Genomic DNA, 24,670 nt, shown 5'->3' on the forward strand with positions numbered 1-24,670 from the left:
CCTGTTGAATCGTGGTACGACTACATTAATGAACCTACACTGGCAGATGCAATAATGGACAGAATGACAGCTTCGGCTCACCGTTTAGAATTAAAAGGTAAATCTTTGAGAAAGAAAAAAAACCATTAGCTTTGATTTAATACGAATCCAGTGGAAAGTCTAGGAAGTTTTTTATGAAATTAACTGGTGTACTTTGCCTCGGAATGAGTGGTGTACTTTGTTCGGAATAATCATTGACAGAAAAAGAACTGAAAGTTAATGAATTTAAAACAGATGAGACCTTACTTCAATTTGCCAATCACTTTAAAAAAATAACCAGTTTGTTGAGAAATCGAGAATGGACTGTTTTTGAAAATAAGAAAGAAATTTTAGTTAAAATTGAAACGACGGTTGATTTGATTCATCAATATTTATACACGAAAATTCAGAAAAATGAATAATTCTGCAACCACAAGAACCATCACAAAAATCGCTTTAGAATACAATGGAAACGACAAAGGAACTGCGGAAATGGTGGCTTCAAATTGTCTTTTGAGTTCAACTTCTGAAGGTCAGTTTTTGGAAATGAAAACCGTTGCAGACCGAAATACGAATGTGAAAAAATGGGCTTTAACTGGCTATATTTCTCAACCCGACGAGATTGGAAGAAAGTTGACGGATGAAGAATTTACAGAAATCACTACCAAAGCTTTAGGAAAAATTGGAGTGAGTGATAAGAACCAATTTCGATTGGATATTCATAACAGCACGAAACAAAAACACATTCATTTTATCGTGAACAGGATTGATATTTCGGGGAAATGTACGGTAAAATCACACGATGTTGGAAGAAGATTCGGAGAAGCTGTGCGAGAATATTGTAAGGAAATGGGACTTTTGACAGATGTTGAAATAGGAATTCAGAAGAAATCAGAGATGCTAAAGAAATTAACAGAAACTATAAAAACAGTGGAAAATTTTGATGCTCTTACGTTTAAAATGAAAGAAAAAGGTTTTGAAGTCCAACTCTCGTCAAATGTTAAAGATGGAATTTCGGGGATGCGTGTTATAATGGGAAAAGACAAAAATTCTCAAACCGAAAGAATATATAAAGCTGGTTATAAATTATCTGAAATTTCAAATCAATTGAAAATTTCGGAGATAAAAAATTTGTTTGAGGTAAAGCAAGCAGTTCGCGAGGCTGGAAAAATAAGTAAGAATTGGAAAGGTTTTCAATGTTTTCTTGAGCAACGAGGATTTTCTGTAAAGATTCAATTCAAAGAAGATTTTACTTCAAATCAAAAGAATGAGGTTCAGGATATTTGGATTCAAAAGCCTGAAAAATATGGAACTAATTCTCTGAAAGATGGACTTTTTTATAATAAATATAAAGGATTTTCTATTTTAACGATAGATTCTGGTTTCCAAGATTTAATAAAAGAAATGTCAAAGAATTTTGAAATCAATCATCTTAATACTATTCCAAGATCAGTGACAAATGATAGTACTGTAGAAATTATTGGTGAATTATTAGAAGATCTTTTGAAACCCACTTATGTTGCTCAAAACGACGACGAACCTTGGAGAAAGAAAAAAAAATCAAGATAAAACTTAAAAAGAATTTAGAAATGGAAAATCAAAAACATAATCAGGAATCTACAAGCAACGGCATAGAACTTTTGGAAAACGTGATAAAATCTAATGAAAATAGCATAGCGTCCAACAATGAAAATATTGAAAATAGCGTGAAATTACGTTTTGATCTTGAAGACTTACTAAGTGCTTTCAAACACACACAAGCTGGTTTGAAAAGCGTAAATCAAAAGTACAGTGATTTGATGATGTCTTATAAAATTGAACAAGCTAAAAGATCCGAATTTCTTGCAACTATTCCTACTAAAGTAGAAACAACAATTTCCCAGCAAACTATTGATTTTTATGAAAATTTTGAAAGGAAACTGAAAAGTAAGGAGAGACTTGTTTGGAGTGGTTTTGGAGCTTTATCAATAGGGATTTTTATTTTCATTCTTTCAATCACTTTCGCTAACAATTGGTACAAAGAAAGTATCAAGGCAAAAAGTGAACTGCGCCAAGATATTTTAAATCAGATTGATGCAGAAGGAAAAAAAATCTACGAGAAAAAAGAAATTTCATCTTTGACGGATAATATTCGCATTATGAATCTTTGGATTAAAAATAATCCTGAGGATGCACAAAATTTTATGAGATTTAAGCAAGGTTATCTGTCCGGAAAGTAGAGTGCATTACTGTGAGGCTATTGTGCTAAAATTGTTTATAATCTTTGATTCTTCTTTTTTAGTTAGAAACCCTCTGAAAAAAATTGCTCAAAAGTCATCCCAAAAGCAGAGATTATTTTAACAAGAGTACTAAATCTTAAATCTTCACCTCTTTCATATCTTCCAAATTGGGCTCTGGATATATTATGTTCGTAAGCGAAATACTCATAACTGGAATATCCTTTCTCAATTCGTAAAGACTTAATTCTCGCACCTAATTTTTTTAGAGCATCTTCTTTTAGTAATTCGTCGGACATAATCAACCTTTTGTAATATCTCCACAAAGCTTGGAAAAAGCATTCTTATTCGTTACCACTAAAAAGATGTATCTTATTAGTGGCTTTGAATTAAATTTTTTTATATTTGATAAACATTTAAATGCTTGCCGAGTGCGAAAAAACATCCTTGAAATGAAAGATAGCTTACTGAGTACCAAATCAAATACAATAAATTTAAGTTTAGTTTTTGAGGCTAGGCAGCATTGGATAGTCTATGTACTCCCAAGTGTTTATGTACTTGTAGGACTTGTAGGTGTCATTCCTGCAATCTTCGGTTTTGGTTTATTAAGATTAATTTCTTTTGTTCTAATATTCCTGCTAATGATTGGGATTAAACAACTAATTGCAATATTTAGAACCAAAATTTATCTTACTAATGAATATTTGACGATTTCAGCGGGAATTTATACCACAAGAATTATTGATATTTCTCTGCAGAAGCTAGAGGCAATTGAAGTAAGTCAGAATTTGCTAGGAAAAATATTAAATTTTGGAACATTATACGTTTCTACCGGAGAAATAATTCAACATTACAGAATAAAAGATCCATTACTCTTAAGATCAAAAATAATATTTAAAAATTAATGCATAATGAAAAAAACGACACAAAAAAAATGGGCTCAAATAATGCTAGAAATGGATTTGAAAAGCCAAGAAGGCTCAATTTGGATTGAGGAAAAATGTAAAAAAGAACCAGTAATAAAAAATAATGGTAAAGTTTTGAAAGCTGATATTTTTTCTCCCAATCCAATTTGCTGTAATGAAAAAGTGATAAAATCTCTGTTACCTGATAAAATTTAATATTTATCCTCACATACAACAAAGTCTCTAAATTCTTTTGTAATTAAATTTCTATTATTGCTACTGTTAGTCACATTATCTTCGACAAGAGCTTGTACTCCATAACTAAATAAATTTGAAAACTGAATTTTACCATTTAGTTTTGTTCTGAAAATGGGTTCGTATGCTTCGGACAGCTTCAGGATTATAAATTCTATTTGATTTAAACTTAGATAAGGGTATTTTTCCAGTATTTCTAATGCATTTCTTTGACCGATGTCAATATCGCCAAAATAAAAATCTATTAGTGCTTGAACATTTTCCTTACTTTTAGGATATATATTTAGTTTTTTGAGAGGTAGCATAGTTGTATTTTAAATTTAATATTTATATCAATGGCAATCCTAGTTCTTTCAAAAACTCATTATGTTCATCTGTAGCTTCTTTAATAGACTTATTGATTTCTAGAAGTTTTAGATTAACTTCTCTTAAATCAATTTTTTCTTCTTCAACGGAAGTATTTACATACCGAGAAATATTTAGGTTGTAGCCCTGTTTTTCTATTTCATCCATTGATATTCTTTTAGAATATCTTGGTATTTCGTTTCGGTATTTGTAGGTGTCAATAATTTTCTCAAAATGTTCTTCGCTGAGCGTATTTTGACGTTTACCTTTTTCGAAATGCTCACTAGCATTGACGAAAAGGACATCCTCGTATCTTTTACACTTTTTAAGAATAAGGATACAAACTGGAATTCCCGTCGAGTAAAATAAATTTGATGGCAATCCAATAACAGTGTCAATATGATTATCCTTTAATAATTTGGTTCTTATTTTTTCTTCTGCCCCTCCACGGAATAATACACCGTGAGGTAAAATAATTGCCATCGTTCCGTTTTGGCTTAAGAAGTGAAAGCCGTGCAAAAGAAAAGCAAAGTCCGCCGCTGACTTTGGTGCTAAACCATAACTTTTGAAACGAAAATCTTCCGCCATCGCTTCATTGGGTTCCCAACGTAGACTAAAAGGGGGATTGGCTACAATGGCGTCAAATTCTAACTTTTTAGAAGGATTCATTTCGTTTAACTCATCCCATTGGTTGAGTAGTGTATCACCGTGAAAAATCTCAAACTCGGTATCTTTCATACCGTGTAAAAGCATATTCATTCTGGCTAAGTTATAGGTGGTGATATTTTTTTCCTGACCGTATATCTTACCGACATTTCCACCATTTTCCTTAATCCGCTTTCTCACATTTAAAAGTAAAGACCCCGAACCACTTGCAAAATCGAGTACTTTCTCCAGTCTGATTTTCGGACCTTGTGTTGGGTCTTGACTGTCTAAGGTTACAATTTCTGAAAGAATTGAAGATATTTGCTGTGGCGTATAAAATTCGCCAGCTTTTTTACCGGAACCGGCTGCAAACTGACCAATTAAATATTCGTAAGCATCTCCTAAAGTATCTGAGTCAGTAGAGAAATCTTTGATACCCTCTGCGATTTTCTGAATAATCACACAGAGTTTAGCATTTCTGTCAGGATGTGTTTTTCCTAATTTCTCGGAGTTCAAATTGATTTCTGAAAACAATCCCTGGAATGCGTTTTCAAATGATTGATTTTCGATATAGTCAAATCCTCTTACTAATGTTTCTAATAAATCATCATTCTGCGTACGGGCCATCTCGGCTATGCTGCTCCAAAGATGTTGTGGCTGTACAACATAATGCACTTTTCTACGCATTTGTTTTTCAAATTCAACAACATCGCTTTCATTATTTGCATACCATACACTTAGAGGATTTCGCTTATCATCATCTTCTAATTTAGGGTAATCTTTTCCTAATTCCTTTTTTGCAGATGCTTCGTAGTTGGAAGATAAATATCTAAGAAAAAGAAACGAAAGCATATAATCCCGAAAATCATCGGCATTCATTGCTCCACGTAAATTATCTGCTATATCCCAAAGGGTTTTACCTAATTGTTGTTGTTCTTTTTGTGTCATTTTCAATTATTCTTTCTTAAGTAGCTTGTGATTTTTGCGCTATTTCAGTTAATGTACTCTTATATTAATTATTCACCTTAGGAAACAACCCTTGCATTAATCCTTTTTTGTGTGATTTTAATTGCTCTATTTTGGTAGATTGTTCTTTGATTAAATTATCTAAAGAGGAAAGGGTGTTGGCTATTTTTTGTTGTTCTTTTGAATTTTCTGGATATGAAATTACCATTCCCTTTAAATTTGCATTATATAATCTCTGAATAATTCCTCCATCAGAAGTTTGCCAATTTAGTAGTGAGTATACATAATAAAGAAATTTGTTTTTTACTTTGCTTTCATCATTACTTATCCAAACAATATTTGAATCTTGGAAAAAAGCAGGTTCTCCATCATACACAACTAATCTTCCTATTGTACCAGATGCGGAAATAAGTATTTCTCCGTTCTTAGGGAATGAGTATTTACTTTTATATTCTTCATAAATTTCTTTGGATATGTATGAATCGGCTTGTTTTCCGAATGTACCTATTTTATAAAATGGTATTCCATTAATTGAATCAGAAGTTGTTTCTTCTTTAAATATGCGTTTACACATTGATGGATTTCCAATATTTCCTAATTTATCTTCCGTCCACTCTCCATCTTTCTCAAACTCTTTAAACCTCAACTTCGGTACTTTTTCTCCTTCTTGCGGAAAAAAGTTTTGCATCAATCCTTTTTTGTGGTTTTTTAAAGTTTCTAATTTATTGGTGTGAGCGGTTATTAATTCATCTAAAGAAGAAAGGCAAGAGGCTATTTTTTGTTGTTCGTAAATTGTTGAAACGGGGATTTTAATTTTACTCATTACTCCGTTCATTAGTTTCGGATTCCCTACATAAGAAACATAGTTTTTAGAAACAGAATTAATTAGCTCTGCAATACATTTATTTGCAAATCCCTTATTGTTGATTAATACTCCACAAACATTAGTACAGTAAAATTTACCACTACGATAATTCACATCACCTGCATTTGCACCATCAGTCGTCCAAGTTATAGCATCTTCATACAAATATTCTTTGTAATATCCTGCAAGACCATTATTTTTTGTTTGCGATGAATAGACAGGGTATGGATTTTCACTACTTTTTTTCTCTTGAACAACACTCATAGCTAAAACATAACCACGAGTAACGTCGAAAATTTGACCCACTTCTTTAATTTCCCACTCCCCATCATCCCCAAATTCAGGAAAGCGCAATTCAGGAATCAATTTATTTGTTTGATTATTCATAAGCCGTCAATCCAGATATTTCTCGCCCTTGGGCTTGTTTTTTTAATAAAGGTATTAAGTCAGTCATTAAGGCTTGTTCTTTTACGCTGCGTTCTTTCCAATTCAATTCTAAAGGCTCAAGTAAATCGGTTAGTTTTTCACCATCAAAAATCAATCGGCTCATAATGTTGGCTACAAATACTTTTACATCAGAAGTTTGTAAACCGTGAGCAGTGGCAATGTCGGCTAATACTTTATCGTTTTTTTCTTCTTTAAATTTTTGGTAACCGTCGCGTAATTTATCTACATCTTGCCCTTTGTTCCAATCAAGGCTATTGATATAATCGGCTAAATCTTCCTGCTCTTCCATCAAATTGGCAGTAGCACTCAATAAGCGGATGATTTCGTCTTTGCTCATTTTTTGTTTAGACGGTTTCATCTGCAGGTTGTCTGCCACTAGATTCATTATATAATCATAATCTATCACCGCAGAGGCAAACAATACAAATTCAAAATCCAGTTGCTGGATATCTTCAGGAGCATTATTGCCTTCTTTGTCCTGTATGGCTTTAAACTGTTTGGCTGTCTCTAAATAGGAACTTCTAAACGAAAGCAAACGATCGGTCGGCAAAATACTTTCAATCACTTCTTTTTGAGATTCGTCTAAATCGGTATATTGGTCTAGCTCTGTTTTTAGTCGTTGTACTTCCTTGAAATTTTTAACGAAAGCAATTTTAGCAGCGTCTCCTCTCAGATTGTATACTTCTGAAGGTTCATTTACCAAATTGTTTTCCTGCATAAATACACCCAAAGCTTCCACCGCTTTTTTGTATTCTTCAATAACTATTGGCGCAGGATCAACCATCCAGATTTTAATGGCTTTGTCTTCAGATTTTTCACCTGAAAATAAAGATATAGCCTGATTTACCTGTTCCTGTTGCGAGCGGAAATCTAAAATATTTCCGTAAGGTTTTGTGTCATTCAGTACACGGTTAGTACGGGAAAAAGCCTGAATTAATCCGTGGTATTTCAGGTTTTTATCTACATACAAAGTGTTCAGGAATTTTGAATCAAAACCTGTTAATAGCATGTCTACTACAATGGTAATGTCTATTTTGTTTTTATGTGGATAGTCTTTGTTGCTGTACTTTTGTTCTTTTATACGAGCTTGTACGTTTTGATAATAGCCATCAAACTCGTTGATGTGATGATTGGTGCCGAATTGCTTATTGTAATCTTCAATGATTTCAATCAGTGCATTTTTCTTTTCTTCAGGATTTGATTGGTTGTCAAATTTTTCCTGTTGTAAATCTTCCTGCAATTGTTTGATGTCATCAGCATTTTTCTGTTCCCCATCCTTTGCCATTAATTGTGCAGGTGGGGAGAATACGCAAGCAATGTTTAAAGGGACATAATCTTCGTCAGCTTCTACTTTTTTCTGTTGGGCGAGTTTAAACAGACGGTAATATTCAATAGCATTATTGATAGATGCCGTTGCAAAAACCGCATTGAATTTTCTGTGATTGGTTGCAGCATCGTGTTTTTCTAAAATAGCATCTACTACAGCCTGCTGAGAAATAGCTTCGCCAGGTTTAGGATTTGCGTCACCTTGTCCTTTATAATAATCAATATGAAAACGCAGTACATTTCTATCTTCAATCGCGTGCGTTATGGTGTAAGCGTGCAGTTCTTTTTCGAAAATTGATTCGGTTGTTTTGTAAGTAGCTTCTTCACCTTCACGAATCGTATAGCTGGAATTATCATCGAAGATTGGAGTTCCTGTGAAACCGAATAATTGCGATTTAGGAAAAAATTCCTTAATCGCTTTGTGATTTTCTCCAAACTGAGAACGATGGCATTCATCAAAAATAATAGCCATTCTGCTATCACTTAAATGCCTTAATCTTTCTTTGTAATTTTTCTTATCATCAAGAGCTAAACCTAATTTTTGAATTGTCGTAACAATCACTTTATCCGAGTAATCAGAAGAAAGTAATCTTCTTACCAAGCTTTCTGTGTTTGTATTTTCTTCAACACTTCCTTCCTGAAACTTATTGAATTCTTCGCGCGTTTGTCTGTCTAAATCTTTTCTATCAACGACAAATAAGCATTTATCAATTTCCGGATTTTCTTTTAACAACGTTGACGCTTTAAATGAAGTTAATGTTTTTCCACTTCCGGTCGTATGCCAAATATAACCGTTGCCACGATTTTGATTAATGCAATCTACAATTGCTTTTACAGCATAAATTTGATATGGTCGCATTACCAAAAGTTTCTGCTCACTTTCTACCAAAACCATATACTTGCTGATCATTTCGCCCAAAGTACACTTCGCTAAAAATTTATCCGCAAATAAATCTAAGTTTGTAATTTTCTTATTATTTTCATCTGCTAATTGATAGACTGGTAAAAACTGTTCATCTGCATTGAATTGAAAATGCTGGTTCCTATTATTGGCAAAATAGTAAGTGTTTGATTGGTTGCTCACAATGAACAACTGCATAAAACACATTAATGAATTGGTATAACCATTTCCTGCATCGTTTTTGTAATCAACAATTTGTTGCATTGCCTGTCTTGGCGATATACTAATGCCTTTCAATTCAATCTGAACAATAGGTAAACCATTAATCAGAATAATAACATCATAACGGTGATTGCTATTTTCAGTATTTATCCTAACCTGATTGATAACTTCAAAATCATTTTTACACCAATCTTTAATGTTTACCAATGTGTAATGCAAGGGAGTTCCATCTTCACGCTGAAAGTAATTTTTTGCACGAAGTATTTTTGAAGCTGCAAAAACATCTTGTGTAATGATTTCATCACGCAATCTTGCAAACTCTGCATTACTTAAGCGCACCTTATTTAGGCTCTCAAACTTTTCACGAAAATTTTGTTCAAGAGAAAACCTATCCCTGATGTCGGGACGGTTGATATATTTTAAATCTGAAAGTTTATTTAATAAACCTAGTTCAATTTGATTTTCTTTAGTCATCGTTTTGTAATACTGCAAATTAATACTTTAAATGGACTAATCAAAAAGTGATTTTTCCAACATCTGAATTAATGTAGATGATTCAAAAATTTTCAATCATACCTTCAAATCTGTACACGATACTTTAAATTGCGGACAAATTGCGGACGTTATATCGTTGTTAAAAACGCAAAACGCTGTTAATCAAGGATTAACAGCGTTTATTGGTACCCAGTACCAGAATCGAACTGGTACATCTTTCGATACTAGAGTTTGAGTCTAGCGCGTCTACCAATTCCGCCAACTGGGCATTGTGTTGTTTTTATTGGTGTGCAAATATAGAAATATTTTTGGCCCGATAAAAATGATTTTCGATAATTTTCGATTTTATTTTTTAATGAACTGTAAATCAAAATTTTATTTTTACTAAAATTCGATTTCCAAACCGTCATAAGCCAGATGGACGTTGTCAGGAAGCTCATTTTCTACCTCATCATGGAAGCCCAACTGATGACTGATGTGGATCAGGTACGTTTTTTTCGGTTTAAGCTCATCCACCAAGTCCAAAACTTGTGGCAGAATAAAATGCGAATGATGTGGTTCTTTTTTTCTTAGACAGTTGATGATGAAAACATCCAGATGCTTCAATTTTTCTTTTTCTTTCTCATCTATTTTACTCGCATCTGTGATGTAGGCCATGTTTTTTAGCTTAAATCCAAGAATATTAATTTCGGAATGAATGATGTCTATCGGCTGAACTTCAACTTCATCAAATAATTTAAATTGATTATCGATTTCGAAAAGATCAAAACTGGGTGCTCCAGGATATTTGTGCTCACGAAAAGCGTAAGGAAAACGGTTTTTTACTTCTGCTGCAACGCGTGCATTGCAATAGATCGGCATAGATGATTTGTTTTTGAAGATCAAAGGCCGCAAGTCGTCCAGTCCTATAATATGATCATTGTGCTCGTGCGTTATCAGGACAGCATCGATCTGTTCTTCGTGATGAGTCAACATTTGTTGACGAAAATCTGGGCCACAATCAATTAATATCTTCTTTCCGGAGTCAGAAGTGATGAGCGCAGAAGTACGTAAACGTTTGTCTTTTTGGTTGGTAGAAAGGCATACCGGATGATGGCTGCCGATAACAGGAATCCCTTGCGAAGTACCGGTTCCTAAAAATTTTAAAAGCATTTTTATTTTTGCTGTTATTTTGGTAAATTTACAAAATAAATCTAATTCTTCGTGATAAAGCCAAAACTTACCCCTAAGCAGAAAGCGTTAGCCATCAATTTAGATTCATCCATCTACGGAACGTTTGCGGAGATAGGAGCGGGTCAAGAAACTGTAAGACATTTTTTTCGAGCTGGTGGTGCTTCTCAAACGATTGCAAAAGCGATGTCTGCTTACGATAAGGACTTTAGTGATGCCATCTACGGTACAGAAAATAAAAACCGATACGTTACACAGAACCGTCTCAGAAAAATGCTGCGGTACGAAATGGCGCTTATAGAGGAAAGAATCCCGAGAGAGAAAAATCCCGGAAAAAAATTCTTTTCCTACGCCAATACGGTGACGACCATCAATTTTGATAAAACATCCAAAGGACACGGCTGGGTCGGGATCCGATATCAGAATTCTGAAAACGAAGATTATAACGAAATTGTAATCCACGTCAAATTCAAAGAAACCAATCCCACCTTGCAACAGGAAACGCTGGGAAGTTTGGGCGTGAATCTGATCTACGGTGCGTACTTTTATATAGATAACCCAAGAAGTCTTGTAGAATCTTTGTACGATGATCTTTCTCTGGATCGTCTGGAAATTGATATGATCGACTTCAGCGGACCTGCTTTCCAATATGTGGACAACCGTCTGATGAGTCTTCAGCTCGTGAAACTGGGAATGACGGATGCGGTGATCTTCAACTCCAAAGGCAGTAATATGTTGCCGGCAGATATCCTTTACAAGAAAAATATTTTTGCCGTCAGAGGAAGTTTCCGTCCCGTAACACGCGTGAACATTGATATGTTTGAACACGGTTTGGACTTGTTCAATCAAGATAATGCCTGCGACAGCGAGAACACACAGATCTTATTTGAAATTACGATTTCGAATCTACGAGCGGCCGGCGATATTGATGAAAGGGATTTTCTGGACAGAGTCGATATTCTCGGAACTTTGGGCTACACGGTCATGATCTCCAATTTCTCAGAATATTACAGAATGGTGGATTACTTTTCCTCATTTACAAATCAGCACATCGGTGTTGCAATGGGCGTCAACAACCTATTGGATGTTTTCGATGAGGAATATTACAAAAACCTTCCAGGTGGTATTTTGGAAGCCTTCGGTAAGTTCTTCAAAAAGGATATGCGCGTTTACCTGTATCCGTACAAAGATCCGGCGAATGGTGAATTGCTGACTTCTGAAAATCTGAAGGTTCACGATAATCTGAAAGAATTATACAAGTATTTCAAACTCAACAAGAGAATTGTGGATATAGAAAATTACAATCCAAAATTCCTGGAGATCTACTCCAGAGAGATACTCAAAAAAATTATGTCCCACGATAATGGCTGGGAAGACGAATTGCCAAAAGGCGTTGCAGAAATGATAAAAGACCGAGGAATGTTCGGATATAAAGAATTAACTTTCGAAGGATTAAAATAAAAAAAATGGTAGAGCTAAAAAAACGACTTTCAGTGATCTTAGAAAGTCCACAAGATACAAATGTGAAACTCTTGAAAATCTGTCAGCTTTTGGACAAGGAGATCTCCTATTACAACTGGACAGGATTCTACTTCAAAAATGGCGACAAAGAAGAACTGGTTTTAGGACCTTATGTAGGTGCAGTGACAGATCATATCATCATTCCGTTTGGAAAAGGGATTTGCGGTCAGGTTGCGGTTTCTGGAGAGACTTTCGTGGTGCCGGATGTTCACGCGCAGGACAATTATCTGTCTTGTTCCATCGATACAAAAGCAGAGATCGTGGTTCCAATCTTCAAAAACGGCGAAAACATCGGACAGATTGATATCGACAGTCATTCCATCGATCCATTCACCAAAGAAGACGAAGAATTGCTGAACTGGCTTTCTGAGGAGGTTGCGAAGGTTTTGTAAAGCTGATACAATATAAATAATTGGGGTCGCAAATTCATTTGTGACCTTTTTATTACTCAATCCTCTCCACCAAGTTTCGATAGTACTTGCCACACTTCGCCAAGTGCGATCCATACCACGAAAAAGCTTCGCCATCTACAATCATCATTTTCTGATCAACACAAATATCCTGGATCTCCACAATATGTTTTTCTTTAAAAGGAAAAGGTTCTGACGAAAGCAAAATCAAATCTGCTTCTTTTAAATCTTCCAACTGAACTTCCGGATAACGTTTCTGATCTTTAAACAGATTTTCAAATCCCAGTTCTTCCAGGATCCTCGAAATAAAAGTATCGCCACCAACCGTCATATATGGATCTTTCCAAATCAGATAAGCGACTTTTAAAGACTGTTCCGACTTTGGAATGTCAAAAGCTTCATCAGTTTTCAGATTGAAAATTAGGGCGTTTTCGTCTTTCCCGAACAGATGTCCGAGTTGTTTGATCAAGTCATAGTTGTCTGCCAAAGTTTCCACATTGGTCACCAAAACTTTGAAGTCTTTCATCAGTTCTTCAACCTGTTCTTTCACGTTTTCTTCCTTATTCGCAATGATGAGGTCAGGTTTCAACGCTCTTATTTTTTTCTATATTAAGGTTTTTAGTTCCGCCAATAATCTCAACATCATTAACAAATTCTTGCGGATGAATGCAGAATTTTGTCCGTCCGATAATCTCATCAGAAGTTAAACCCAAATCAAACAAGGTTTCCGTAATCGAAGGAACAAGTGAAATAACTTTCATACAATAATGAATTTACTTTTTATAAAATGCTTCGAGAGCCTCAGCATGACAACTTCGCATCGAACGTAAATTGATTATACTGTCAGTCTCAGGCTCTCGAAGACCTTAAACAAAAAAAACTCTCTCAAAAATAAACATTTCTGAGAGAGTTTTATAAATTTAAACCAATCAATTTTCCTCCCTTTAGGGTTGGGGGAAGAAAATTTCATTAATCTTCTTTTTTGGTCGCTTTCTTAGCTGCCGGCTTTTTAGCTGCCGGTTTTTCCTCAGCTGCTTCTTCCGCTTTTGGCGCTGCTTTTTTAGCAGGTGCTTTTTTAGCTGCAGGTTTTTTATCTGTTGCTTCTTCGGTTTTTTCTTCAGCTACTGCCACTTCAGAAGGCGCATCCGTTTTCACGAAGCTTTCCGGAGTGATGTATCCAGCTTTGTGCAAAAGGTTGTACCATTGCGCCAATTTTTTGATGTCAGATTCGTAAACTCTTTCTACATCGTAGTTGGGAAGAGAGGCCGTCATAAATGCTCTCAGCTCGTCGCCAGAAGATTTGTGACTGATCGTTGGTTTGTAATCGTAGTTTTTTGCAACATTTTCAAAAACTTCGAATAATGGCACTTCTTTATCAAATGTGAACATCGCAATATTGTCCAACAAGCTTACCTGGCTGGAGTTTGAGATGCTTGTTTTTTTCTTAGTCGAGATATCTTCAACGATGAATCCGTTCTTAAGTTGAGAAACCAATTTGAAAAGTCCCGGTTTTCCGGAGATCGAAATAATTTTTTCTAACTGCATTTTAATATGTTTTCTTTAATCTATTTATTTTTTATTGATCTAAATTCTAAGATCTAACTTCTAGAATCTATTTTGGAAACCTCATTTTGTAATTCACGCTGACTTCGCCGTTTGCGATCTTTTGGAGTTTTCCTTTTACTATTTTTTTCTTGAGAGCGCTGAGGTGATCGGTGAAGAGAATTCCCTCGATATGGTCATATTCATGCTGAATCACTCTCGCTCTGATGTCCTGAAAAGTATCGGTATGTTTAACGAAATTTTCGTCGTAATATTCTATTTTGATGGTCGATTTTCGCTTCACATCTTCGCGTACTTCCGGGATGCTAAGGCAACCTTCATTGAATTTCCATTCCTCGCCGGACTCTTCCAAGATCTTCGCATTGATAAATACCTTTTTGAAATCCTTCAGTTCGTCTGCAATATCTTCATAATCCTCGTCATCTGCAAGCGGCGAAACATCAATGGTGAAAACACGGATATCCAAACCAATTTGAGGCGCTGCTAAACCAATTCCGTTGGCACCATTCATCGTATCGAACATGTTTTCGATAAGCGTTTTCAGCTCAGGATAATCTGGGTCTATATCGTGGGCTTTTTTTCTTAAAACCGAGTCGCCAAAGGCTCTTATTGGTAAAATCATCTTTTTTGTTCTAAAAAATTCTGCAAAATAATCGTTGCACTTACTTTGTCAATCAATCCTTTTTCCTGTCTTTGTTTCTTGCTTTTTCCGCTTTGGCTGATGAAAAAAGAAGCCATTTTGGAAGTGAAACGTTCATCCAGACGATTGATCTTTTTCTCAGGAAAATCCTTTTCGAAGATGGAAATAAATTTCTGAATCTCCGTCTCGATATCGGACATGTTTCCTTTCAGATCTGTGGGAAGTCCAATGACGATCTCGTCCACTTTGTTTTCAGAAAAATAGGTTTTCAGAAAATCTACAAGTTTTGGTGTCTCCACCGTCGTCAGTCCGCTTGCGATGATCTGCATGTCGTCTGTAACGGCAATTCCCGTTCTTGCTTTTCCGTAGTCAATTGCCAGGATCTGTCCCATAAATGTGCAAATTTACAAAAATTTTCAGCTTATGAAAATCAGATGCCTATTAATGAAAATAAAAAGCCGTAAACTGGAGAATTTGCGGCCTGACTATTGGTAAGTGATCTCCAATTTCTATTGCTTCATCTCCTTCACCAGATCCTCAATCTTCTGAATATATTTCCCATAGAAATGTTTGAACCACGTGATCCCGATGAAATAAACCATCGTCAGCCCAAAGGCCACAGAACCCAGAAAAACCAAGGCCAACATCGTATTGGAATAATGATGCGTTTGTGGGATTGATTCCAAAACAATGATCATTTCGCAAACAAAAAACGGAACAAAACTCAGATAGAAAGAAACATAATATTGCTTGTTGAGTTCAAACTGATGAAGCAGATCTTTCAAAGAACCCAAAGTGCCCAAAGTAGGATTGCTGATCTCCTTATAAAGTTTGAAAAATTTATTAAAGAAAAAAGCCGTTACCAAAGTCATAGAAAGTATCAGGATTTCTAGGTACAAATTGAATCTGAAAGGCAATGGAAAAAACCATATCAGGCCCAAAATAAACGGCATCAATAGAACCGTTGACCAAAATTCGTAACGCATATTTTTCCTGATCCGTTCCAGAGGATGGTGTATTTGCCGTTGTTTTTCCGCGGAGATCTCCGGCGTTTCGGAAACATCTTCCTTGTTCCAAAGTGATTTCAGTTGATCGAGTTCCATATTTTTGTTAGATGTTAGATGTTAGATGTTAGATGTTAGAATTGTCAGGCTGAGTCTCTCGAAGCCCGCTGACTTTTTTCTTTTGCCTTTTTATCTTGTGTCTTGAACGTTTGTCAGGCTGAGGCTCTCGAAGCCCGCTATAAAATTAATTCCTTAAGTTTTTCTTTCGCTCTGTTAAGTTTCACCCTCGCATTGCCTTCCGAAATTCCCATTTGCTCCGCCATTTCTTTCCCGGAAAAATCTTCCAAGTAGTAAAAAATCAAAGCTTTGTCAATCGGATTTAGTTTTTGGATGGCTTCGTACATTTGCTTCAGTTTCAGCTCATCTTCCAAGTTGTAATCTTCTTCTTTGATTTTATAAACCGAAACATCATCGTTTTTGATAAAGCTTCGCCGCTTTTCCGATTTTAAGAAAATAATCGCTGTATTAAGAGCAATTCTGTAAAGCCAGGTAGAGAATTCGGATTTCCCTTCAAAGCTCGCAAAAGACTTCCAAACCTGGTAAACAATCTCTTGGAAGAGGTCATTCTGGTCATCACGGTTGTCCATATACATTTTAGAGATTTTGAAAATAATCCCTTTATGTTGATCGATCTTCTCTAAAAATTCTTTCTCAGAATCCATTCTTGCTTTAACTCTATTCCGTTAGTAGAAATAAAAATATTTTGTTACAAAAAAAGTGTAAGACACAGGAGAAAAGGGCAAAATAATCAGGCGTTTCAAAACTATAATAATGATTTGGGCGCCTTTTCCGCCTTCCGTTCCCGCTTTTTTTTGTTACCTTACCTTCGGCTACGCTCAGGCAACAAAACAAAAAAAGAGCTCCACTCAAGTCGGGGCGCGCTTTGCCAAGTTTGACCATTGGTCTGTTAATCAATATTTTATCATTCGGTGAAACTGTTCAGGAGTTAACCACAATATTGTCCTTCTGAAAGAACCTCAACAGCTTAGATTCCTTCAGAATAACAAAAAAGCTTTCTAAACTCTTTTTTTCTTTGATGAGTTTGTAGTTTATACTGAGCTTGTCGAAGTGTCTTTGCGAACCTTAAAAGTGTTTTCAATAATTTCAAAAAATCTTTGTGGACCTTGCGTTCAAAAAAACAAAGTAATTTTTCATAATTTTGTAAATCATTCATCATTCATCACTCATCATTTATAAACATAATAGATGTCTTTAAAAATTTCAGGACTCACAAAAAAATTCGGAGAGCAAGTTGCGCTCAACGATGTCAACATCAGCATTTCAGATAACGAGATCATCGGACTTCTCGGCCCAAACGGCGCCGGAAAATCCACTTTGATGAAGTCTATCACAGGTGTCCTGAAAATCGATGAAGGCGAAATCCTCTTCGATGACAACAACATCGCAGAAAACGAAATCGAATCCAAAAAGAAAATCGGTTTCCTTCCAGAGAACAATCCGCTTTACAACGAGATGTATGTGAAAGAATACCTGCAATTTGTCGCCAATCTGCACAACATCAAAAAAGAAAGAGTAGAAGAAGTAATAGAATTGGTCGGAATTACGCCCGAAAAATCCAAGCAAATCTCTCAACTTTCCAAAGGTTACAAACAACGTGTAGGACTAGCCCAAGCCATTCTCCACGAACCAGATCTATTAATCCTCGACGAACCAACCAACGGACTCGACCCCAATCAAATCGTTGAAATCCGAAACGTAATCAAAGAAATCGGGAAAGAAAAAACCGTGATTCTCTCCACGCACATTATGCAGGAAGTGGAAGCGCTTTGTTCAAGAGTGATTTTGATTCATCAGGGAAACATCATACAGGATTCTCCAATTTCTGAGTTCAAAGGGAAATTTGGAAGTTTGGAAGAGGCATTCCAGAGTTATACGGTTTATAAATTATAATTGATACAACATAAATGATTATTGATTAAGATTCGTCGCTGTAATTCTTTGCTGAGTTTGTAGTTTATGTGGAGCTTGTCGACGTGACTTTGCTAACCTTAAAAATATTTTCAATAATTTCAAAAAATCTTGGCGCACTTGGCGTTTAAAATAACAACTTGAACTTCGCTCAAATCATCCTTCCGCTCAATCTCAAAGGTACTTTCACTTACAAAGTTCCAGAAGATTTAATGGCAAAAATCGAAGTCGGAATGCGCGTTCTGATTCCGTTTGGTGGAAAGAAAATCTACACCGGAATTGTCGCCGAATTATTTGATGATTTCGAAGACAGTTTTGTTCCGAAAGAAATCATCAATTTATTGGACAATCAACCCATTGTTCCAAAACAACAATTGGACTTTTGGAATTGGATGAGTTCCTACTATCTCTGCAATCTCGGTGAAATATACCGTTTTGCGTTTCCTTCTTCATTGAAATTGGAAAGCGAAACCTACGTTCGTCTGCTCTCAGAAAGAACGATTGACTGGCAAAATCTGGATGCGAACGAAACATATCTTCTCCAAGCTTTGGAAGTTCGCCAAATGTTGAATCTTCAGGAAATCGAAGCCTTCATCCCCAAAAAAGAAATCATCAAAACCATCAATGCGCTGATTGATGAACGATACATTTCCGTGGATGAGAAAGTCACGGAAAAATACAAAGCCAAAGAAATTGCTTACCTGAAAGTGAATGATGAAGCTTTGGTTTCGGAAAATCTGGCGAAGATTCTTCTGAAATTGGATAAAGCCAAAAAGCAGAAAGATCTTTTCCTTAGTATTTTATCAAAACAAATGGATGAACCCAAAACACCGATTCGGAAATCTATGGTTTTTGATGAAGGCAATTTTGTGAATCAACAACTGAAGGCTTTGATAGAAAAAGCGTGGGTTTCAGAATATTATCTTGAAAAAGACAGGATTGATTCTTACGAAGGTGAGTTGGAAGATATCGAGCAATTGTCTGAAAATCAGAACCTGGCAGTTTCTGAAATTAATAAAGCTTTTGAAGAAGACAAAAACGTTTTGCTCCACGGCATTACATCTTCCGGAAAAACGCATATTTATTTAGAAAAAATTGAAGACTGCGTGAATGCAGGGAAAAATGTGCTTTTGCTTTTGCCGGAGATTGCTTTGACAAAACAAATCACCATTCGGCTTGAAAAAAAATACGGTAAAAAACTCGGATTTTATCACAACAAACTCACCGATTTTGAAAGGGTGGAAGTGTGGCGTAAAATCAAAAAAAATGAACTCAATATCCTGATTGGAACTAGGAATTCTCTGTTTTTGCCTTTTGAGAATCTAGGCTTGATCATTGTGGATGAAGAGCATGATTCTGCGTACAAATCCAGAGATGCGCATTTCTTTTTCAATGCGAAAGATGCAGCACTGATGTTGGCAGCATTTTACAATTCAAAACTGATTCTCGGTTCCGCAACGCCATCTTTGGAAAGTTACGATCTTGCGATGAAAGATAAGGTGCGCTATATTCCTCTTACCGAACGATTCGGAAATGTAGACGTTCCGAAATTTGAGCTCATTGATGTTAAGGAAGCGCAAAGTCAGAAAAAGATCATTGGCAATTTTAGCCAGAAAATGGTTGATGAGATCAATCATCAGCTAGAGCAGAAAAAGCAAAGCATCATTCTCCACAATCGGCGCGGTTACGCCAATGTCATCGAATGTGAAACCTGCGGACACGTGACCTATTGCAGCAATTGTGACGTTGTAATGACTTACCATAAAGCAGCAAACGAACTGAAGTGCCACTACTGTGGTCATCGTGCTGCAAAACCAACAGCCTGCCCAAGTTGTCACGGTATCAATCTCAATACGAAAGGTGTTGGCGTGGAACAAATCGAAGAGGAAACTCAAAAAATATTTCCCGATGCAGAAGTGGACAGGATGGATGTGGATGCGATGCGGAAGAAATTTGCTTACGAAAAGCTCTACGAAAAGCTCGAAAATGGCGAAACGGACATCCTCGTTGGAACCCAGATGATTTCCAAAGGTCTTGATTTTGAAAATATAGAATTGGTGGTCATCCCGAAAGCTGATTCTTTGATCTATGTTCAGGATTTCCGTGCGGAGGAGAGAGCTTATCAATTGATCACGCAAGTCGCGGGAAGAGCGGGACGGCTTTCGGGAAACGGCAAAATTCTGATTCAAACTTACAATCCATCGCATTCTGTTTTTGAATTAATCAAAAATCAGAACGTTAAAGAGATTTATAGTTATTTTCTTGACGAAAGAAAAAAGTTTCTTTATCCGCCATTTGTGAAATTGATAATGATCGAACTGAAACACAGGAAAGAAGATAAATTGAACAGAGCTTCGCAATTTTTAGGTTCTGTTCTCAGAAAATATATCCCGGAGGAATGCATCTTGGGTCCGGAAAAATCCCCAATTTCAAGGATCAATAACCTGTACCAATATCAGATTCTGCTGAAGTTTCCGAAAAATAAAAACTACAGGATTTACAAAGAATTGCTTTTAAAGTCTCTGGAAGAATTTGATGAGATCACTGCTTACAAATCTATCAAGAGAGATTTTTTGGTAGATTTTTAACGGAAATTAACAAAATTTTGATTCTTTTATTACGGTAAACCGTAATTTCTATGGCAATATTCTCTAAATTTACTACGTTTTGAGGTAGAGGTTTTTATCTCAACATCTCAATTAAAAATAATTTAATAAAAACGTAATTCTTTTGAGAATGAATAAATTCAAAAATTATTTTTCGATTTTGACCATTGGTTTTTCATCGTTTGTTTTTTCACAAGGTACTTCTGCTGGGACATTGCCGCAGATATCGGATCAGCAGACTTTGGTGAAGGATATTACTGCGGAAAAAGCGCTACTGTCACCGAAAGATCAAATCGAATTTAATATCAATAAAATGTTTACCGATCCTGTTCTTAGAAATGCAAACTGGGGATTTGTGGTTTATGATACGAAAACAGGTAAAATTGTAACCTCTTATAATGAGAATGCACCATTGGTTCCTGCTTCCACCACAAAACTGCTGACCACGGAAACCGCTTTTGCCTTGTTGGGGACCAAATACCGATGGAACACCCAGCTGGAATATTCAGGAAGTATTGATGCGGACGGCGTTTTGACCGGGAATCTTTATGTTGTTGGAAGTGGCGATCCTTCTCTAGGTGGAAATAGAGGTGGTGCGGCAAGTTACGGGCAGATTGTAACGCAATATTTGGAGTCGATCAGGGAAAAGGGAATCAAGAAAATAACGGGCGATATCATCATCCAAACCGCAATTTTCAAAGAGAACAAAACCAATCTTCCTGAAAATGTCGTGTGGCTGGAACAAGCCAATTATTATTTGCCGGTTGGAACCACAAAAGACATCAATCCAAGAAATGAAAAACTAATCGTCAGCCAATCCAGTAATCCGTTCAATCAGGTTAAAAAATATTTTTACATATCACCTTACTCAAACAAGATGGTTTTTGCAGAACAGTTTGAAGGAGCCTTGTTAACGACCAAAGTCGCAGAACCGCCTGCTTTTTTGGCTAATAAATTACGAGAAGCACTGGTGAAAAATAAGATTGCGATCGTTGGAAGAGTAACACCCAAAATTGTCGATAGAGATCCGGAACCAAGAGAGATTTTGACTACTTATAAATCCCCCAATTTAGCAGAGCTCATTGCGTACACCAACCAAAGAAGCGACAACGGATACGCAGAAGCTATTTTAAAATCAAATGGCTTTATGAAATTAGGTGATCAGACGACAGAATCGGGAAGAATAGTGGTGACAGAACATCTGAAAGCCACCAATTTTGATATTACAGGGCTTAATTATATGGATGGAAGTGGCCTTTCAAAAGCCCATACAGTAACGCCGATATCTCAGGTTAAGTTTTTAACGGCATTGATGAAATCGCCTTATTATAAAGAATATATGGAATCGCTACCAATTGCCGGTCAAACCGGAACACTGAAACATATGTTTTTGCTGAACTCAAATGGGCAGATCTTTGCTAAAACTGGCACGCTGAACCATGTGAAATGCCTTGCAGGTTATATCAAAACACGAAGCAACAAAACACTGGCTTTCTCTTTATTAATCAACAATTATTCAGGATCTGCAGCGCAGGTAAAAGACCGGATGGAGCAGTTGCTGGATCCGACCTTAGATCTTTAAACATCAATAATTTATAGATGAATGAACCTGCATTTTTTTGCAGGTTTTTTTGTAGCTTTGATTAAATTTTTTAAAGAAAATGAAACATATTTACGCTTTAGCGATTGTTTATTTAGCAATTAATACAGTTTTTGGTCAATTTCATAACATAGACAGAAAAGGATTGGTAGAATTTGAAAAGAGATCTGCATCGAGATCAATCCTAGACGTCAATGTTAATCCAAATACACTCAATTATGATTTGACTTATGTGAGAGTGGAGTTAGAGCTTGATCCTGCACAGCAATTTGTGTCAGGAACAGTGACGTCACATTTTAAAATGCTGGCAAATTCTGGAACTATCTATTATGATCTGGCTGATCATCTGGCCGTTTCTAATGTAAAATACCACGGACAGAATTTGACATTTCAACAATTGAATACCGACGAAGTTAAAATCAATTTTCCTGCTTCTTTAACTGCCCAGACTACGGATTCGCTTTCAATTACATACAGCGGAGTTCCAGACGGAAGTGGCAGTGCTTTCGTGGCAAATTCAACTTCTGAAGGTCATCCTATTCTTGCAACACTTTCAGAACCCTTTGGTGCTAAAGAATGGTGGCCAACCAAACAAAGTATGAATGATAAAATTGAAAAACTAGATATCAAAATAACCACACCAGCCCAATATGTTGTTGGGTCCAATGGAAAATTGATGTCAGAAACAATTTTAGGAAATGGTAAGAAATTAACCTATTGGCAAACCAATTATCCTATCCCGGCCTATCTTTTCGCTTTAGGTATTTCGAATTATACCAAGATCAATTCTGTAATTACAACCACCGGCAGTTCCTTCCCATTCCTGAATTATGTTTATCCTGGTTCTGATACGCCATCAACACGAAATAGTCTTAACTGGACGGGAGTAGCTATGCAGACTTTTGAAGATCATTTTGGATTGTATCCTTACAGAAACGAAAAATATGGTCACATGCAATTCAATTGGGGTGGTGGTATGGAGCATGCAACAATGACATCTATGGGCGGTTATGGCTTGGATCTTATTGCTCACGAGTTAGCTCACCAATGGTTTGGGGACAAATTAACCTGTGGTGCATGGAATGATATCTGGCTCAATGAAGGCTTCGCAACAATGGGAGAATATGTCGTTTTTGAAAAATTATTATATACCCCGGTTCAATTCCAAAATTATCTTTTAAACGAGATGAATTATATTACAAGTGAGCCAGACGGTAGTGTTTATATTCAAAATGGCGATCTGAATTCCAATAGAATTTTTAACGCAAGATTGACTTATACAAAAGGTGGTTACGCTCTTCGAATGATAAAATGGGTCATCGGTGATGATCAGTTTTATGCAATGTTAAAAGCCTATCAGAATAATCCTGCTTTTGCCTATAACTATGTGAAAACACCAGATTTTCAGAACTTTTTGAGCACTTTTACCGGAAGAGATTTTACAGAATTTTTTAAAGATTGGATCTATGGCGAAGGCTATCCAACCTATCAAATCAGATGGACGCAAAATGCCAGTAATAATAAAATCACTTTTCGGGTTGGGCAGACTAGAAGCAGTCCTAAAGTCAGCTTCTTCGAGATGCCACTTCCAATCAGAGTTTCAGGATCTGGCGGACAAACCGCTTATTTTGTTCTTAATCACACTTCAAATAATCAGTATTTCACACAGGATGTTGGTTTTGCAGTAACAAGCGTTGCCTTTAATTATGAAAATCAGATTGTCACAAAAGGTTCTACTGTTACAAAAGACAATTCGTTAGCAGTAAATGACTTTAACAAAGAAAAACTGAATGTCTATCCAAACCCAGCTAAATCATTTATCAAAATTTATGGCCTGGAAAAATCGGCTGATTATAAGATCTACACTGTTGACGGTAAATTAATTAAAAAAGGAACAGCTGATAAAGATGCAGAAATCAGTATTTCTAATTTTGTGAAAGGAACTTATATTCTGAAATTTAATGATCAATCTGTTAAGATTATAAAAGAGTAATAGTTGTTTGGGCAGCTATTTGACTGTGTCGAAAGCAATTAATTATTTTTTTATGGCAGCTTTTCCGTCTTCCGCTCCCAAACTTTTTTGCCGACGATTTCCATTAAGTTGAAATTGAGTACACGCAAAAAAGGTTTTCCACTCAAGCCGGGCTGCAAAAACCTTCGCTAAGTTTTACGCCTTTGCGAACCTAAAAATGTTTGCAATCATTTCAAAACAACTTTGCGGACTTTGCATTTAAATCCAAACGTTAAAACATCACAAAAAAGCACCCAATTGAAGTAGTCATGGTCGGAAGATTTTTTCTTCCGATTTTTTTTGTTTTTTTTAGAAGAAAACAGTGTTAATCAGTTGATTTCCAATACATTAATTTGTTTATTTGTATTGGTTTTTGTATCTTTATAACTGGTAATCAAATAGTTATGTCTGTTTTTAAAGATCACAAAATCTCACTCAAGCAAGTCCTGGAATTTATCCCCGAAGCGCTTTTAAGTCATCTTTCCGCAAGTACAAAAGTGGATTACTACAGCAAGGTGCTTCACGGAAAGAAAATGTTTTATCTGCTCCT

25 protein-coding genes and 1 tRNA gene are annotated in these 24,670 nt (G+C 36.0%); 12 read left to right on the forward strand and 14 right to left on the reverse strand.

Annotated elements, in window-relative coordinates; genetic code table 11:
* From F564_RS21015 to F564_RS0114490, 4 genes are all read left to right on the forward strand, one after another.
* A partial coding sequence (locus tag F564_RS21015; RefSeq protein WP_034981728.1) for an ATP-binding protein occupies positions 1-129 on the forward strand: 129 nt, incomplete at its 5' end.
* 104 nt (positions 130-233) lie between these two features.
* Positions 234-440: a hypothetical protein gene (locus F564_RS19375; RefSeq protein ID WP_051259695.1), complete on the forward strand. Its 207-nt coding sequence runs from the start codon at positions 234-236 to the stop codon at positions 438-440.
* Positions 433-1,587, forward strand: a complete 1,155-nt coding sequence (locus F564_RS20295) for a relaxase/mobilization nuclease domain-containing protein (protein WP_076605679.1) — start codon at positions 433-435, stop codon at positions 1,585-1,587. The genes F564_RS19375 and F564_RS20295 overlap by 8 nt, the downstream gene beginning before the upstream one ends.
* Positions 1,588-1,607: 20 nt before the next feature.
* Entirely contained in the window at positions 1,608-2,237 is a 630-nt protein-coding gene (locus F564_RS0114490; protein WP_154656887.1) for a hypothetical protein, read from the forward strand.
* 62 nt (positions 2,238-2,299) lie between these two features.
* Here F564_RS0114490 and F564_RS0114495 read toward each other — a convergent pair whose 3' ends face one another.
* A complete protein-coding gene (locus tag F564_RS0114495) occupies positions 2,300-2,533 on the reverse strand; it encodes a helix-turn-helix domain-containing protein (protein WP_034981733.1) in 234 nt (77 codons plus the stop codon).
* A 153-nt stretch (positions 2,534-2,686) separates the two neighbouring features.
* Here F564_RS0114495 and F564_RS0114500 point away from each other — a divergent pair, with 153 nt between their 5' ends.
* Together F564_RS0114500 and F564_RS0114505 are read left to right on the forward strand one after the other, a co-directional pair.
* The gene (locus F564_RS0114500) at positions 2,687-3,139 is read left to right on the forward strand and encodes a PH domain-containing protein (protein WP_034981742.1); all 453 of its coding nucleotides are present in this window, start codon (positions 2,687-2,689) and stop codon (positions 3,137-3,139) included.
* A gap of 6 nt (positions 3,140-3,145) precedes the next feature.
* Positions 3,146-3,355 carry a hypothetical protein gene (locus F564_RS0114505; RefSeq protein WP_028123282.1) on the forward strand — a complete coding sequence of 70 codons (210 nt, stop codon included), beginning with the start codon at positions 3,146-3,148 and terminating at the stop codon, positions 3,353-3,355.
* Here the strand turns inward: F564_RS0114505 and F564_RS0114510 are convergent.
* The 6 genes from F564_RS0114510 to F564_RS0114535 all read right to left on the reverse strand — a co-directional run bounded on the left by F564_RS0114510 (position 3,352) and on the right by F564_RS0114535 (position 10,758).
* Complete coding sequence (locus tag F564_RS0114510) at positions 3,352-3,699, reverse strand: hypothetical protein (RefSeq protein ID WP_028123283.1); 348 nt, start codon at positions 3,697-3,699, stop codon at positions 3,352-3,354. The genes F564_RS0114505 and F564_RS0114510 overlap by 4 nt on opposite strands.
* A 22-nt stretch (positions 3,700-3,721) precedes the next feature.
* Positions 3,722-5,332 carry a type I restriction-modification system subunit M gene (locus F564_RS0114515; protein WP_028123284.1) on the reverse strand — a complete coding sequence of 537 codons (1,611 nt, stop codon included), beginning with the start codon at positions 5,330-5,332 and terminating at the stop codon, positions 3,722-3,724.
* A gap of 64 nt (positions 5,333-5,396) precedes the next feature.
* Positions 5,397-6,602 (reverse strand): restriction endonuclease subunit S, encoded by a 1,206-nt coding sequence (locus tag F564_RS20300; RefSeq protein ID WP_034981736.1) that lies wholly within the window; start codon positions 6,600-6,602, stop codon positions 5,397-5,399.
* Positions 6,595-9,585, reverse strand: coding sequence for a type I restriction endonuclease subunit R (locus F564_RS0114525; RefSeq protein ID WP_028123286.1), 2,991 nt, complete (start codon positions 9,583-9,585; stop codon positions 6,595-6,597). Before F564_RS0114525 ends, F564_RS20300 begins: the two co-directional genes overlap by 8 nt.
* Positions 9,586-9,789: 204 nt before the next feature.
* A tRNA-Leu gene (locus F564_RS0114530) sits at positions 9,790-9,874 on the reverse strand.
* A gap of 116 nt (positions 9,875-9,990) precedes the next feature.
* On the reverse strand, positions 9,991-10,758 hold the full coding sequence (locus F564_RS0114535; RefSeq protein ID WP_028123287.1) for an MBL fold metallo-hydrolase: 768 nt from the start codon (positions 10,756-10,758) through the stop codon (positions 9,991-9,993).
* Between the two features lie 54 nt (positions 10,759-10,812).
* On the opposite strand from F564_RS0114535, the gene F564_RS0114540 reads away from it, so the two are divergent.
* Together F564_RS0114540 and F564_RS0114545 are read left to right on the forward strand one after the other, a co-directional pair.
* Positions 10,813-12,237, forward strand: coding sequence for a hypothetical protein (locus F564_RS0114540; RefSeq protein WP_034981744.1), 1,425 nt, complete (start codon positions 10,813-10,815; stop codon positions 12,235-12,237).
* 5 nt (positions 12,238-12,242) lie between these two features.
* On the forward strand, positions 12,243-12,689 hold the full coding sequence (locus tag F564_RS0114545) for a GAF domain-containing protein (RefSeq protein ID WP_028123289.1): 447 nt from the start codon (positions 12,243-12,245) through the stop codon (positions 12,687-12,689).
* 52 nt (positions 12,690-12,741) lie between these two features.
* Here the strand turns inward: F564_RS0114545 and F564_RS19385 are convergent, their stop codons facing one another.
* From F564_RS19385 to F564_RS0114575, 7 genes are all read right to left on the reverse strand, one after another.
* Positions 12,742-13,296, reverse strand: a complete 555-nt coding sequence (locus F564_RS19385) for a helical backbone metal receptor (RefSeq protein WP_262493704.1) — start codon at positions 13,294-13,296, stop codon at positions 12,742-12,744.
* Entirely contained in the window at positions 13,286-13,468 is a 183-nt protein-coding gene (locus tag F564_RS21120; protein WP_262493705.1) for a helical backbone metal receptor, read from the reverse strand. Before F564_RS21120 ends, F564_RS19385 begins: the two co-directional genes overlap by 11 nt.
* A 208-nt stretch (positions 13,469-13,676) precedes the next feature.
* Positions 13,677-14,252, reverse strand: a complete 576-nt coding sequence (locus F564_RS0114555; protein ID WP_028123290.1) for a DUF5606 family protein — start codon at positions 14,250-14,252, stop codon at positions 13,677-13,679.
* Between the two features lie 67 nt (positions 14,253-14,319).
* Positions 14,320-14,892 carry a peptide deformylase gene (gene def / locus F564_RS0114560; RefSeq protein WP_028123291.1) on the reverse strand — a complete coding sequence of 191 codons (573 nt, stop codon included), beginning with the start codon at positions 14,890-14,892 and terminating at the stop codon, positions 14,320-14,322.
* Positions 14,889-15,302 (reverse strand): Holliday junction resolvase RuvX, encoded by a 414-nt coding sequence (gene ruvX, locus F564_RS0114565; protein ID WP_028123292.1) that lies wholly within the window; start codon positions 15,300-15,302, stop codon positions 14,889-14,891. The genes def and ruvX overlap by 4 nt, the downstream gene beginning before the upstream one ends.
* A 117-nt stretch (positions 15,303-15,419) precedes the next feature.
* Positions 15,420-16,013: a hypothetical protein gene (locus F564_RS0114570; RefSeq protein WP_028123293.1), complete on the reverse strand. Its 594-nt coding sequence runs from the start codon at positions 16,011-16,013 to the stop codon at positions 15,420-15,422.
* A 137-nt stretch (positions 16,014-16,150) separates the two neighbouring features.
* Positions 16,151-16,636, reverse strand: a complete 486-nt coding sequence (locus F564_RS0114575; protein ID WP_028123294.1) for an RNA polymerase sigma factor — start codon at positions 16,634-16,636, stop codon at positions 16,151-16,153.
* A 544-nt stretch (positions 16,637-17,180) separates the two neighbouring features.
* Here F564_RS0114575 and F564_RS0114585 point away from each other — a divergent pair.
* The 4 genes from F564_RS0114585 (at position 17,181) to F564_RS0114600 (ending at position 24,102) form a co-directional block, all read left to right on the forward strand.
* Positions 17,181-17,885: an ABC transporter ATP-binding protein gene (locus tag F564_RS0114585; protein ID WP_028123296.1), complete on the forward strand. Its 705-nt coding sequence runs from the start codon at positions 17,181-17,183 to the stop codon at positions 17,883-17,885.
* Between the two features lie 158 nt (positions 17,886-18,043).
* On the forward strand, positions 18,044-20,491 hold the full coding sequence (priA, locus tag F564_RS0114590) for a replication restart helicase PriA (RefSeq protein ID WP_028123297.1): 2,448 nt from the start codon (positions 18,044-18,046) through the stop codon (positions 20,489-20,491).
* 148 nt (positions 20,492-20,639) lie between these two features.
* On the forward strand, positions 20,640-22,091 hold the full coding sequence (gene dacB / locus F564_RS0114595; protein WP_028123298.1) for a D-alanyl-D-alanine carboxypeptidase/D-alanyl-D-alanine endopeptidase: 1,452 nt from the start codon (positions 20,640-20,642) through the stop codon (positions 22,089-22,091).
* Between the two features lie 79 nt (positions 22,092-22,170).
* Positions 22,171-24,102, forward strand: a complete 1,932-nt coding sequence (locus F564_RS0114600) for a M1 family aminopeptidase (protein ID WP_028123299.1) — start codon at positions 22,171-22,173, stop codon at positions 24,100-24,102.
* Positions 24,103-24,670 lie beyond the last annotated feature (568 nt).

The sequence above is a fragment of the Epilithonimonas tenax DSM 16811 genome (assembly GCF_000428485.1).
GTDB classification, from domain to species: domain Bacteria; phylum Bacteroidota; class Bacteroidia; order Flavobacteriales; family Weeksellaceae; genus Epilithonimonas; species Epilithonimonas tenax.